The following is a 12,830-nucleotide window of genomic DNA, read 5'->3' on the forward strand; positions in this document are numbered from 1 at the left end:
CGATCGATCTTCTCGATCTTCTCCCACAGCTTGCGCGCGGCATCTTCGTAGCGCTTCGCGCTTAAAGAATCTGGCGCATAGAAGCTTACCGGCTTGCCGCTGTCGCCGCCCTCGCGGATAGCGATCTCGATCGGGATCTCGCCGATTACTTCGGTATTGTATCGCTGCGCCAGCTTTTGCGCGCCGCCGCGACCGAAGATATCGTACTCCTTGCCGTTATCCGGGCAGATGAAGCCGCTCATATTCTCGATAAGGCCTGCGATCGGGATGTGGAGCTTTTCGAACATATCAAGCCCGCGCGCGCTGTCGTCCAGCGCGACCGTCTGCGGCGTCGTAACGCACACGCCCGCCGTCACCGGCACGCTCTGAGCGAGCGTAAGCTGCGCATCGCCCGTGCCCGGAGGCATATCCAAAAACAGCACGTCCAGATCGCTCCACGCCACGTCTTTTAGCAGCTGCTCGATCGCTTTCATTATCATCGAGCCGCGCCAGATGAGGCTCGCGCCCTCCTCCATCAGCACGCCCATGCTCATCATCTCCACGCCGTGGCTTAAGATCGGCTTTAGCTTCTGCCCCACGACGCTTGCTTGCGTCTTATCCTCGCCTAGCATTCGCGGCAAATTCGGCCCGTAGATATCGGCATCCAAAATCCCTACTCTCTTGCCGAGCTTTGCCGTGCTGATAGCTAAATTTAGCGTCGTCGTGCTCTTGCCTACGCCGCCTTTGCCGCTGCTAATCATCACGAAATGCTTGATCTGCGGCGCGATATTTTTGCCGCTGCGAGAGTTGCTCTTTTCCTCGGCGATCTTGGGCTGTTTGATTAAAATTTCGGCGTCCGCCCCTAGCGCCTTTTGCGCCGCCGATCTAAGCTCCGCTGCGATCTCCGGCTTGGCGCTGGGGATTTCGATCCCTACGAAAATTCTATCGCCGATCTCGACCTCTTTTACAAATCCAAAATCCACGATGCTTTTAGAAAAGCCCGGATAGATCACGCTTTTAAGCAAATTTAAGACTTCGTCTTTACTCATTCTTTCTCCTTATTTTCGGTTAAATTTCTACTGATTTTATATGCGCAAAATTTCGGCCCACACATTGAGCAAAACTCCGCGCCTTTATAAATTTCATCGCTCAGGCTCTCGTCGTGCAGCTCGCGCGCATGATCTGGATCGAAGCTAAGCTCAAACTGCCTGTTCCAATCAAAACTATACCTCGCATCGCTCATCGCGTGATCGCGCTCTATCGCGCCTGTTTTGCCTAGCGCGACGTCCGCGGCGTGAGCGGCGATTTTATGCGCGATGATGCCCTCTCTGACATCGCTTGCATTGGGAAGGCCTAGATGCTCCTTCGGCGTTACGTAGCAGAGCATGCTTGCGCCGCAATACGCCGCCATCGTCCCGCCGATAGCCGAGCTGATATGATCATAGCCCGCGCCGATGTCGGTCGGAAGCGGCCCCAGCACGTAAAACGGCGCGTCGCGGCAGAGCTTGCGCTCTAGCTGCATATTTAGCTCGATCTCGTTAAACGGGATATGCCCAGGACCCTCGATCATCACCTGCACGTTTTTTTCATTCGCGCGCAGGGCTAGCTCGCCTAAAATTTCAAGCTCGCTAAGCTGCGCCCTATCGGTCGCGTCGTATAAACAGCCCGGGCGCAAGCCGTCGCCCAGAGATAGCGATACGTCGTAGGCGGCGCAGATATCGCAAATTTCATCAAACGCTTCGTAAAAGGGGTTTTGCTTATGAAATTTCATCATCCACGACGCTATCAGCGAGCCGCCTCTGCTTACGATACCCATCTTGCGACGGGACAGCAGCGGCATAAACTCGAGCTTAAAGCCCGCGTGGATCGTGAAATAATCCACTCCCTGCCGCGCCTGTTTCTCGATCGTGCTAAGAATAGCGCTCGTTTTTAAATTTTTAATATCGCCCAGCTCATACATCATCTGATAGATCGGCACCGTGCCTATGGGTACGGGCGAGCGCTCGATTATCGCGGCGCGGATCTCGTCCAAATCGCCGCCCGTGCTTAGATCCATCACCGTATCGGCGCCGTACTTTAAGCAGACCTCAAGCTTTTCCAGCTCGCCCTCAATATCACTCGTCGTGCCTGAAGAGCCGATGTTGGCGTTGATCTTGCACCGCAGCGCGCGCCCGATACCGATAGGCTTTAAGCTTTTGTGATTAACGTTTGCGGGGATGATCGCTCTTCCTTGCGCGATGAGATCGCACAAGGCCCGCTCGTTCATGCGCTCGCTTTGCGCGACCTCTCTCATCTGCGGCGTCAGCTCGCCCTTTTTTGCAAAATAGATCTGCGATACGCAGCTTTCGGTCATTTTCGCCTCGCTTCTTAAAAATGCGCGTATGATATAACAAATTTCATTAATCCTTACTTTTCTTTTGCCGTTTATTTTCGTAACGCAGGATGAAATTTTACCGCCACGCCGCGTAAATTTACGCCTAAGTTTAAGATATTTCAGCGCGCGAGTCGCGATTAATTTTGCTTTCATTTTTAATACGTATAATTTCGTAACAAAATTTCAAGGATAAAATTTGAAAGATATATCGCTGATTTTGCTCGCCGCGGGCGATTCGAGCAGGTTTGAGCTCCCCGTCAAAAAGCAGTGGCTGCGCGTGGGCGAGCTGCCGCTTTGGCAATATGTTGCGCAAAATATCGCACGGGCGCACCCATTTAAAAAAATCGTAATCGTCGTAAACGAGGAGGACGTGAGCTATTGCGAGCACCTCTATGCGTGCAGCCTGGCCTCGGCGCGCGGCGAAAACTCGGAGTGCGGCACGAGCGAGTATAAATTTCAAAGAAAGCGGGGCGGGATCGAATGCGGCGCAGATGAATGCGGCTCTACGAATTTAAAATTTCACTTCGCCTCCGGCGGCGCAAATCGCCAAAGCTCGCTAAAAAACGCGCTGCAGCTCGTAGAGAGCGAACTCGTGCTAGTAAGCGACGTGGCGCGTGCGCAAATTTCGCCACGCACGATAGACGCGCTCATCGCCGCAAGCGCGGACGCCGATTGCATCAGCCCATATCTTGGCGTAAACGACACGACCTACCTCGGCGAGGACGTAGTTAAGAGGGAGGAGCTACGCCTCATCCAAACGCCGCAGCTTTCGCGCACGGCGCTGCTTAAAAAGGCGCTTGATGGAAGCGGAATTTTTACCGACGACAGCGCGGCAGTCGGCAGCGCGGGCGGGCGCTTGGAGTTTATAAAAGGCGAAGCGGGCGCGCTTAAGATCACGCGCGCAAGCGATCTGGCGGCGCTAAATTTAAAACCATGCTCGCGCGATATCTTCTGCGGTACGGGTTACGACGTGCATGCGCTTGAAAAAGGCGTGGGTATCGTACTTGGCGGCGTAGCGATCCCGTGCGAATTCGCGCTGATCGCACACAGCGACGGCGACGTAGCGATCCACGCCCTAATCGACGCTATTTGCGGCGCGACGATGCTGGGCGATATCGGCGAGCTCTTCCCCGACAGCGACGCCAAGCTTAAAGGCGCGGACAGCAAGGAGCTGTTACGAAAGGTAATGCGGCGCGTCAGAGGCTACGGCTACGAGCTCGTAAATGCCGATATTACGATCATCGCGCAGCGCCCGAAAATCGGCATTTACAAAGCGCAGATGCAAGAGGTTTTGAGCGAAATTTTGAACTGCGCACGCATCAATGTCAAAGCGACCACGACCGAAGGGCTGGGATTTACGGGCAGAAGCGAGGGCATCGCCGCGCAGGCTGCGGTAAGCTTGAAATTTTACGACTGGCAAAAGTACGCAGCAAAGGTGCGGGGCGCATGAAAATTTTAATAATCGAGAGCGAAAGCTATCTTGCTCAAAGTATCGCAAACAAGCTGGGCGCGCTGGGGCATGAATGTACTAACGCGGCGAGCTTGGCGGCCGCGGCGGGCCTTGCGGAGGAGTTTGAGGCGGTGCTGCTCTCTACGAGCTGGAGCGGCGCGAGCTTTTATCCGCTGATCGAGAAATTTAGGCGCTCGATCATAATTTTGATGGTCGCCTACGTCGATAGCGAAACGGTGCTAAACCCCGTAAAAGCGGGCGCGACGGACTATATCCAAAAGCCTTTTATGATAGAGGAGCTCATAAAAAAGATCGAGCATTACGCGCAGTTTCGCTCGCTAAAATCACAAAACGAAGCCTACGAAGCGTTGCTTAAAGAGATCTCTCTTTCGTGCGAAATACCGACCGCGCGTTTAGCGCAGATAAAATTCCCGCTTCTTTTGCGCGGCGATGCGGCAGCGCGAGCTGCGGCGGTATTTAAGATCGCGCTTGCGCTAAAATCGCGCCTTAAAATTCTATCCGCGCAAAGCCCTGAGCTGCTAGAACGCGGCGCGGAGATTTTTTACGCACCAGATTTTGATAGCCTAAGCGGCGCACAGAAGGAAAAATTTCTAAGCAAAACCAAATCCATGCGTATAATCGCCGGATCCATCGGCGCGCAAAAGGGCTTTAACGACGAAATTACGCTTGGCAGCAGCAAAGAACGCAGTGAAATTTTAAGCATCGAAGAATACGTAAAGCTCACGATCGTAGCGCACCAAGACGAGTATTTCGACTCCGATCTGGCGGCGGCACTTGGGATTTCTCGAAAATCGCTTTGGGAGAAAAGGAAAAAATATGGCATCGCAAGAAAAAAATAGCCGCGCGCGCTCGGTACGGATCGCAGACGGGACAGAAATTTCACGCGATACCGGCAATTTAAACGAAATAAAACCGCTTGAAAGCGAAGGGATTTCAAGCGGCACAAAACCTCTAAACATCGCAAAAGCTTCGAGTGACGCGGCGCAGAATTTAGAAGTGAAGCAAAATTTAAAAGCATCACAGAACTCAAAAGCAAAGCGCGATTTAAAAACGGTGCGGAATTTAGAAGCGTCAAGGGCTGGCGATGCTAGAAAAGATGAGGTGCAAACTAAAAACTCGGTAAGGAATTTAAAAGCAGAGCAAGCCGGAAGCGAGAGCAAAGGCACAAATAATAGCGCAACGCAAATCCGCAAGATAGAGATCTCGCGCTCCGACCTAAACGTCCTGAGTCTGCTCGCAAACGGCGCTTTCGGCAAGAGCTGCGAGCTACTGCGCCCAAGCAAGCTAAGCGTATGCGGCATAAATTTCGTTTTTTCCTGCGCGGGCGCAAAAAAAGGCGATATTTTGGAGCTTTATCTCCGCAAGGACGGCATAGCCGAATGCGCCAAAAATTCGCTTAGCGGCAGTAGCGGCGCGTATTTGCTAGCTAAAGAATCACGCAACTTGCAGGATGAGGTTTCTGCCGCGGCGCAAAATGAGCAGAGCTTTGCGAAAAGCGGCACGGATTTCGCGCGCACTGCAAGTGCGCAAAGCGCTATAAACGCCACAAGCGAGGGCTTATACCATATAGAAAGCCTTACTGCGAGCTATGATCAAACTTTTACTTGTAGCGCAGATGTAAAATCTGCGAAAAACGCCGCTTTGGATTTGGCGAAAAGCTTCAGTGAAAATTCTGCGGTAAATTCCGCGCGGAGCTTTGCCGAAAATTCCGCACTCAATCCCGTTTGCAGCGCAGATGCAAAATCCGTAGCAAATTCGGCGGAAAATTTTATTTCAAATTCCACCGAAAATTTCATCAAAAATTCCGCTGCAAATCCCGCCTATTGCGAGCTTGTCGCGCGCATAGACGTTAGCGACGTTTATGCCCCAAGCGCAAGCGAGATCGTAGGCTCGGTGTTTCAAAACGCATACGCAGAGCAAACTGCAGTGCAAGGGCGCATCACGCTGCTAAAAAATGGGCTTGCAGAGCAAATCGCGCGCATAAAAAAAGTCGCAAGCTCGCTTGCCGCACCTAAAATTTCAGCGTTTTTTACCTGCGCCGATCCGATCCACCGCGTGCATGAGCGGCTGATTAGGCATATGATCGACAAGGCGGATTTCGTGGTGATTTTTTTAACCGGCACGAGCGGCGCGGATGCCCTGCCCTACGAACTACGCAAAAAAACGCTAAGCTATTTACTGCAAAATTTTTTGGTTGCGCAACGCGCCATGATGATCGATCTGGGCTCGCTTGCGATTTTTGACGATAAGCCCGCCCTGCAATGCGCGATCGCAAAAAATTTAGGTATAAACAAAATAATTTTCGGGCAAAATCACGCAAATATGGAGCTGTTTTTCGAAGGAGGCGGCGTGCATTCGGTGCTGGACGAGTATCAAAAGCGCGGCGAAATAGAGATTTTGCTGATGCCCGAATACGTCTATTGCGAGAAGTGTAAGGTGCTAGTAAGCACCAAAAACTGCCCTCACGGCGCTCATCATCACGTGCATTACCGCACTCAAAATCTCAAGGCACTGCTGCGCGCGGGGATTTTACCGCCCGCGATTTTTATGCGTAAAGAGATCTCGGCGATGATTTTAAGCGAGCTTTTTCCTGCGCGATTTTCGGATCTACAAAAGCTCTACGACGAGCTTTTTCCAAACAGCGGGATCTTGCAGAGCCACGGCGAGAGCGAGTTTTACGAGCAGCTTATGCAGCTGTATCAAACCAGCGCGCTAAAGACGTAGTGCCCGAGAGCGCAACGCAAAAATGACGCGGAATTTGCGGCATCTAGGCGGAGGGTAAAATTTCGCGACATTAGAATTTACAGCGACTAGGCATAAAGTAAAATTTCATAGTGCGGAAAGAAAGGACTGTGCGGAATTTTATAGCATAAAGAGCGGCGGACGCAGATTTAGCGTAAAATTTTGTGGCGCAACGAAGCTAAATTTTTAAAGCATTAATGGTGCGATAAAAGAGGTTTTAAATCTTAAAGGCGCGGCTACGTAGCAAATTTATAACGACGCAATAAAATCGTGCGACGAAGCGGATTTAAAATTTTTAAAGCGCGGTGGATGTGTAAATTAGCAGTACGGCGGATCTGAGTTTTAAGTCTGCCGAGAGTGAGCTTAAATTTAAAAAGCTAGGCGGTTGCAGTAAGCCGCGGCGCATAAAACTCGGCGTGCGGCGCGACAGCTGCCTGCACACACAGAACGCTCTTCGCGTCTTGAGTGGGTTTAAAATTTCCGCATGGAGCGAGCAAAATTTTAAAATTTTTACGCAAATGAGTAGAATTTTAAAATTCCTGCGTTAGCGAGCGAAATTTTCGTGACGAGCGAGTAGAATTAATTTCGTGTAGGCGGGCAAATTAATTTTACATGCACGAACGAAATTTAAAATTCTGCGCGTAGGCGAATTTAAAATTTCGCGTGAGCAGATGCTCTAATTAAAATAAGCGGTAAAATTTTAAAAAGCAAAATTTAAAAGGACAGTTATGGATAAAATTTTCGTTACATTTTTTGGCGCGGGGCTGCTAAAACCTGCGCCCGGCACCTGGGGCAGCATCGCAGGCTGGATAGTGGGGCTTGCAATCTTGATGCTAGCGGGCGAAGTAACGCTGTTTTTGTGCGCTGCTCTCGTCTTTTTCGTCTCGCTTAAGATCGTGGACGATTACGAGAAGCGGACCTGCTCGCACGATAACAGCGAGATCGTCATCGACGAGGTCGTGGGGGTGTGGATCGCGATGTGCGTCGCCGCGCCCGTGGGCGAGATCTTTTCGCTGCCGCTGCGAGAGCTGATCGCGGGCTTTGAGAGCAGCAGGATCTCGATCCTTTCGATGATTTTAGCGCTGCTGTTTTTCAGAGCGTTTGACATCCGCAAACCCTCGATCATCGGGCGCGTGGATCGCGACGTACCAGGCGGGCTCGGCGTGATGCTGGATGACGTGCTGGCGGGCTTTTTTGCGGGGCTCGGGGTTTTGATAGTTATCTCTTTAGGGGTCAAGTTCGGCGCCGTGGGGTTGATTTTTTAAGCTTTTTTGGGCGAGATCGCAGCGAACACAGCGCGATTACGGGCACTATCAAGCACCAAAATTTTAAAAACCGCATCTTAAGCGGGGCTTATGAATTAGCGCAAATTTTAACTTCTGAGGCGCGAGCCCGCTTGGAATTTAAAATTTAAGCGGTATTTATTCGCGTAGCCTGCAAATAAAGCAAATGTAAAATTTAAAATTTTGCACGAGTCGCGATAAAATTTGCGTGACCTTAAATTTTAAATTTCTCAGCCTGCAGAATTCTACGGCGTGAAAATTTTAAGACGTAAATTTCTGGGTGCGCGCAGTTGCGATACAGAATTTCGTAGTAAGAATTTTTGCAGTCTGGCGGCGCAAAATTTCTACGATATAGAATTTTAATTGCGCTGCAAGAATCAAAATTATGCCGCCTGAAATTTCGTGCGGCTAAATTTTAAAACAAAGCGGCAGGCGCAGCTCGCGCGATAAATTTTAAAATTTATCGCTAATCGCAGGCAGTTTAGCAGGGCGCACTATTAAATTCCAGCAATATTTATGGTTTTTCTTGTAGCATTGCCGCAAATGCGGGTATCGACGCAAAAAATTTAAAGGAACGAAAAATGCAAAAGAGCGCGATTGAGATACGCGGCATTCCCGCCGCCGTTTGGGGGAACCGCTCGGAAAAGGTTTATATCTACGCTCACGGGCAAGGCGGAAGCAAAGATGATGCGGAGCTTTTGGCTTCCGTCGTTTGTGAGCAAGGCTGGCAGGTAATTAGCTTTGACTTGCCCGGACACGGACAGAGGCGGCATGAGCCCGCTTCTTGCGAGTCTATTTTTTATGATCCGAGGCGCGCTATTTTGGAATTTCGCGAAATTTTATCGTATGCAAAGAGGCGCTGGGACGAGGTCGCGCTGTTTGCCGTTAGCCTAGGGGCATGGCTCGGCCTGCAAAGCTTCCGCGACGAAAAGCTTAGCGACTGCCTCTTCATCTCGCCGATACTTGATATGAAATACGTTATTTCAAATATAATGTGCCAAGCTGACGTCAGCGAGGAGCGATTGAAGCAAGAGCGGATGATTTTGACCCCTGCTAGGCAACCGCTTTTTTGGGAATATTGGAGTTTTGTTTTAAATAATCCGATCACAAAATGGGAAACGCCCAGTAGAATTCTATACGCAGAAAACGACGATATGACGCCTCTGAAGATCGTCAAAAATTTTGCGCAACAATTTGGCTGCACCTTAAACATTATGAAAAACGGCGAGCATTGGTTCCATACGCCGCAGCAGCTAGATTATTTACGCAGATGGATCAAATTAGCGGTTGAGAATCGGCGATAAAATTCTATGAGAGATTTTTAAAACTCATGTATAAGCCTGCGCCGATAAAATTCCGCGCATTTTCGGGGTACAAATTTCATAAATTTAAGATGATCTTGATATTTTGCCTTAATACGCTTGTTTTATAAGGCGCTTTTGCAGATCCAGCCACAGCTCTCATCGCTGTCACGCGAGGGGCATAGCTTCAAAGCACCCATCTCATAAATTTAACCGCAATGGCATAAATCACGACCGATATAAATTAAAAACTAAAATATGATTAGAATTTAACTGATAGGCTGTCAATACAAATACAAAAATGCCGATTTAAAAGCATAAATTTTAGAAAAAATGTTTATAAAGATGGAATTCTTGAAATCTTAACATGTTTTTGGCACGAGGTGCGAGCGATGTACGGCTTATCGCACTTCACTAGCACTATCGCGCTCATGCTGCACGGATGCTTTACGAATCCATAGCAGTCGCGCGATTAAATTTTAAAAATTATTTGCCTATCCTAAAGCCATTTAGCTTCATATAAGTCGTATCTTTATGAAATGCTTCGCAGCGCTCCCTGTTGCGGTTAATGTTCTCAGTCGTGAAGAAATACCCATCACTATCTTGACGCAAGGTGATCGTCGCGCAAAAGATCATATCGTTTTTGAGTTTCGGTCCTACTCCGTAATCAAAGGATTGATTTAAAGTGACGGTTTTTTCTAGATCGCTATCGCTAAACTGTCTGGAGCCCGTCATGCTCTTTAGCTCGCGAAAATTTCCTTGATTTAAGTAGTCGCGTTGTATATCTTTAAATACGCCTTCAAGCTCGACTGCATACGCCTTAACCAAAACCTCATCCTTAGCACCGCTTAATTTAGGATATATTATTTTTACTATCACGAAGATTATAATAGCTAAAAATATTATCCCGCTTACGCCGCCGCCTACTGCCGCACCTTTTCTCATTTTCATCATTTTACTCCTTCGTCGATGTCCTTTACCAAGGCATCTATTTTTTTATTAAGCATGAAATTTTCGTAGCTTTTTTGGATATAGGCTTCAAGCAGTTCGCCCGCATCCAGATGATCGCTGCCGCGAGTTAAAATCCGCCAGTCCCTACCGAAGACCTTTGCAAAGTCATCATCCAGGCTTATCGCGTATTTTTTCGTCAAAGACTTACTCGTCAGCTGAACGGAAATTTCTTTCATTTCTCGCCTAAATTGTCGCCCGCCAAAATATCGTCGATCTGCTTGCTTAGATCCTCATCGCTCATCTTGCGATACGCCAGATCATTTTCTAGCGTGCCAAGCTGCATTCCCAAAGCCTCGTTTTGCGCCTTGACCGTCGCTAGCTCTGTGCGTAGCTTTTCGTTTTCGTCTCTAGCCTCGGTGTATCGTCTAATCAGCTCAGCTACTTTATTGCTTAAGCCCTCGACCTTTTTCTCTTCGTCAAAGATTGATTCCATTATTTCGCCTTTTCTGATATAATTTAAATGAAGATATTACCCAATTTTGGCTTTAAAAAAGGAAAAATTTTGCAAAATTTTAAAATCGAGAGCAAATTCTCTCCGAGCGAGGATCAAGAAAAAGCGATCGAAGGCATCGTCGCGGGCTTTCAAAACGGCAACAAATACCAAACTCTTCTCGGCGTTACCGGCTCGGGTAAGACTTTTACCATGGCAAATATCATCAAGCGCCTCGGAATTCCAGCGCTCGTAATGACGCATAACAAATCTCTCGCAGCGCAGCTTTATAGCGAATTTAAGGGCTTTTTCCCGCAAAATCACGTCGAGTATTTCATCAGCTACTACGATTATTATCAGCCCGAGGCCTACATCCCCAGGCAGGATCTTTTCATCGAAAAGGACAGCGACGTAAACCAAGAGCTCGAGCGCTTGCGGCTAAGCGCTACTGCGAGTTTGCTGAGCTTTGATGATGTCATCACCGTGGCGTCGGTTTCGGCAAACTACGGCCTGGGCGATCCCGCCGAATATAAAGGCATGGTGCTGTTTTTTGAGATCGGATCAAAATTTAGCACTAAATTTCTACTTCGCAAGCTCGTCGATATGGGTTACAAACGCAACGACGATTTTTTTGATCGCGGGAATTTTCGCGTAAACGGCGACGTGATCGACATCTACCCCGCGTATTTTAACGACGAGGCGTTTAGGATTGAGTTTTTCGGCGACGAGATAGAGGCGATGTATCATCTGGACGTGCTCGAAAACAAAAAGACTCAGAGCGTCAAAAAATTTATTCTCTACCCGACGAGCCAGTTCATTGTAGGCGAGCAGCGCCTGAAATCGACGATCAAAGGGATCGAGGAGGAGCTTGAGCAGAGGCTGAAATTTTTCGAGGACGCGGGCAAGCTCGTCGAGGCGCAGCGGCTGAAAGGGCGAGTGGAGTTTGATCTTGAGATGCTGGGCGCTACGGGGATGTGCAAGGGGATCGAAAACTACGCGCGCTATCTGACCGGCCAAAAGCCGGGCGAGACGCCCTATTCGCTCTTTGATTACTACGAGAGCAAGGGCAAGGACTATCTCGTCATCGTCGATGAAAGCCACGTGAGTTTGCCGCAGTTTCGCGGGATGTTTGCAGGAGATCGCAGCCGTAAAGAAACGCTCGTAGAGTACGGCTTTCGCCTGCCTAGCGCACTTGATAACCGCCCGCTGATGTTTGATGAGTTTATCAATAAAAAGGCTAAATTTCTATTCGTCTCCGCAACGCCAAATGATTACGAGCTGGATCTTAGCCGCGGAGCCGTATATGAGCAGATACTGCGCCCGACGGGACTGCTCGATCCGCAGATTATCTTAAAAGACAGCGACAACCAGGTCGAAATTTTACACGATATGGCAAAGGAGGTCATCGCGCGCGGCGAGCGGATCTTAGTGACCGTGCTAACCAAAAAGATGGCGGAGGAGCTGAGCAAATACTATCTAGAGCTAGGCCTTAAGGTCAAATATATGCACTCAGACATCGATGCGATCGAGCGCAACGAGCTCATCCGCGGCCTTCGCAGCGGCGAATACGATATGCTAATCGGTATAAATTTGCTCCGCGAGGGGCTCGATCTGCCCGAAGTAAGCCTTATCGCGATCATGGATGCCGATAAGGAGGGCTTTTTGCGCTCGCGCACCAGCCTCATTCAGACGATGGGGCGAGCCGCGCGAAACGTGAACGGGCAGGTCGTGATGTTTTGCAAAAAGATCACCGCTTCGATGCAAGAGGCGATCGACATCACCCAAAAGCGCCGTAAATTTCAAGATGAATACAACCGCGCCCACGGCATAACCCCGCATTCTGCGAGCCGAAATATCGAAGAGAGCCTAAAGATCGAGGATGGCACCGAAATTTTAAGAAAGGGTGCCAATTTAGAGAAGATGCCTGCCGCCGAGCGCGCCAAGATCGTAAAGGAGCTTCGCAAACAGATGCTCGACGCCGCAGCCGCGCTGGAGTTTGAAAAGGCCGCGGCGCTGCGCGATGAGATCGCAAAACTTAGGAAGCTGTAAATCGCGAGACTCGAAACGCCGTGAAATTTCGTCGTGAAATTTGCGTGTTAAATTCCACCTGGCGGAGCGCGGAATTTGCGCGCATAACACAAAGCAAAATTTGCGCGCCGAATACCGTCAGGCAGAGCATAAATTTAGGCGTGATGCGAGACGGCGAGTTTTGAAATTTAATCATTAAATTTAAATAATT

Annotated in this window: 12 protein-coding genes; 6 read left to right on the top strand and 6 right to left on the bottom strand. The window is 49.4% G+C overall.

All coding sequences use genetic code 11. The features are described from left to right. The coding region (locus Q0256_RS02250; RefSeq protein WP_297959669.1) for an Mrp/NBP35 family ATP-binding protein at nt 1–1,028 on the bottom strand (1,028 nt) is incomplete at its 3' end. Next, on the bottom strand, nt 1,025–2,332 hold the full coding sequence (thiC, locus tag Q0256_RS02255; protein ID WP_297959685.1) for a phosphomethylpyrimidine synthase ThiC: 1,308 nt from the start codon (nt 2,330–2,332) through the stop codon (nt 1,025–1,027). The genes thiC and Q0256_RS02250, both read right to left, overlap by 4 nt. A 217-nt stretch (nt 2,333–2,549) precedes the next feature. On the opposite strand from thiC, the gene ispF reads away from it, so the two are divergent. The 5 genes from ispF (at nt 2,550) to Q0256_RS02280 (ending at nt 9,153) form a co-directional block, all read left to right on the top strand. Further along, nucleotides 2,550–3,803 (top strand): 2-C-methyl-D-erythritol 2,4-cyclodiphosphate synthase, encoded by a 1,254-nt coding sequence (gene ispF / locus Q0256_RS02260; RefSeq protein WP_297959671.1) that lies wholly within the window; start codon nt 2,550–2,552, stop codon nt 3,801–3,803. Further along, complete coding sequence (locus Q0256_RS02265; protein WP_297959672.1) at nt 3,800–4,663, top strand: response regulator; 864 nt, start codon at nt 3,800–3,802, stop codon at nt 4,661–4,663. The genes ispF and Q0256_RS02265 overlap by 4 nt, the downstream gene beginning before the upstream one ends. Continuing rightward, on the top strand, nt 4,641–6,548 hold the full coding sequence (locus Q0256_RS02270) for a hypothetical protein (RefSeq protein ID WP_297959674.1): 1,908 nt from the start codon (nt 4,641–4,643) through the stop codon (nt 6,546–6,548). Before Q0256_RS02265 ends, Q0256_RS02270 begins: the two co-directional genes overlap by 23 nt. A 746-nt stretch (nt 6,549–7,294) precedes the next feature. Continuing rightward, the gene (locus tag Q0256_RS02275) at nt 7,295–7,831 is read left to right on the top strand and encodes a phosphatidylglycerophosphatase A (RefSeq protein WP_297959676.1); all 537 of its coding nucleotides are present in this window, start codon (nt 7,295–7,297) and stop codon (nt 7,829–7,831) included. A gap of 599 nt (nt 7,832–8,430) precedes the next feature. Continuing rightward, entirely contained in the window at nt 8,431–9,153 is a 723-nt protein-coding gene (locus tag Q0256_RS02280; RefSeq protein WP_297959679.1) for an alpha/beta hydrolase, read from the top strand. 483 nt (nt 9,154–9,636) lie between these two features. Here the strand turns inward: Q0256_RS02280 and Q0256_RS02285 are convergent, their stop codons facing one another. From Q0256_RS02285 to Q0256_RS02295, 3 genes are read right to left on the bottom strand one after another with little or no spacing between them, the layout of a single operon-like run. After that, on the bottom strand, nt 9,637–10,104 hold the full coding sequence (locus Q0256_RS02285; protein WP_297943819.1) for a hypothetical protein: 468 nt from the start codon (nt 10,102–10,104) through the stop codon (nt 9,637–9,639). Beyond that, nucleotides 10,101–10,337 carry a hypothetical protein gene (locus Q0256_RS02290; protein WP_005871317.1) on the bottom strand — a complete coding sequence of 79 codons (237 nt, stop codon included), beginning with the start codon at nt 10,335–10,337 and terminating at the stop codon, nt 10,101–10,103. Before Q0256_RS02290 ends, Q0256_RS02285 begins: the two co-directional genes overlap by 4 nt. Continuing rightward, a complete protein-coding gene (locus Q0256_RS02295; RefSeq protein WP_005871316.1) occupies nt 10,334–10,594 on the bottom strand; it encodes a hypothetical protein in 261 nt (86 codons plus the stop codon). The genes Q0256_RS02290 and Q0256_RS02295 overlap by 4 nt, the downstream gene beginning before the upstream one ends. A gap of 27 nt (nt 10,595–10,621) precedes the next feature. On the opposite strand from Q0256_RS02295, the gene uvrB reads away from it, so the two are divergent. After that, nucleotides 10,622–12,640: an excinuclease ABC subunit UvrB gene (gene uvrB / locus Q0256_RS02300; RefSeq protein ID WP_297959681.1), complete on the top strand. Its 2,019-nt coding sequence runs from the start codon at nt 10,622–10,624 to the stop codon at nt 12,638–12,640. On the opposite strand, the gene Q0256_RS02305 is transcribed toward uvrB, so the two are convergent. Further along, a partial coding sequence (locus tag Q0256_RS02305; protein WP_297959683.1) for a hypothetical protein occupies nt 12,627–12,830 on the bottom strand: 204 nt, incomplete at its 5' end. The two genes, uvrB and Q0256_RS02305, sit on opposite strands and share 14 nt — an antisense overlap.

The organism is uncultured Campylobacter sp., from assembly GCF_937949835.1.
GTDB lineage: Bacteria > Campylobacterota > Campylobacteria > Campylobacterales > Campylobacteraceae > Campylobacter_B.

What these genes read in the sequence shown, in the direction of transcription:
- thiC (WP_297959685.1), bottom strand. Translation starts at nt 2,332, where the DNA reads ATGACCGAAAGCTGCGTATCGCAGATCTATTTTGCAAAAAAGGGCGAG.
- Q0256_RS02265 (WP_297959672.1), top strand. Translation starts at nt 3,800, where the DNA reads ATGAAAATTTTAATAATCGAGAGCGAAAGCTATCTTGCTCAAAGTATC.
- Q0256_RS02270 (WP_297959674.1), top strand. Translation starts at nt 4,641, where the DNA reads ATGGCATCGCAAGAAAAAAATAGCCGCGCGCGCTCGGTACGGATCGCA.
- Q0256_RS02275 (WP_297959676.1), top strand. Translation starts at nt 7,295, where the DNA reads ATGGATAAAATTTTCGTTACATTTTTTGGCGCGGGGCTGCTAAAACCT.
- Q0256_RS02280 (WP_297959679.1), top strand. Translation starts at nt 8,431, where the DNA reads ATGCAAAAGAGCGCGATTGAGATACGCGGCATTCCCGCCGCCGTTTGG.
- Q0256_RS02285 (WP_297943819.1), bottom strand. Translation starts at nt 10,104, where the DNA reads ATGATGAAAATGAGAAAAGGTGCGGCAGTAGGCGGCGGCGTAAGCGGG.
- Q0256_RS02290 (WP_005871317.1), bottom strand. Translation starts at nt 10,337, where the DNA reads ATGAAAGAAATTTCCGTTCAGCTGACGAGTAAGTCTTTGACGAAAAAA.
- Q0256_RS02295 (WP_005871316.1), bottom strand. Translation starts at nt 10,594, where the DNA reads ATGGAATCAATCTTTGACGAAGAGAAAAAGGTCGAGGGCTTAAGCAAT.
- uvrB (WP_297959681.1), top strand. Translation starts at nt 10,622, where the DNA reads ATGAAGATATTACCCAATTTTGGCTTTAAAAAAGGAAAAATTTTGCAA.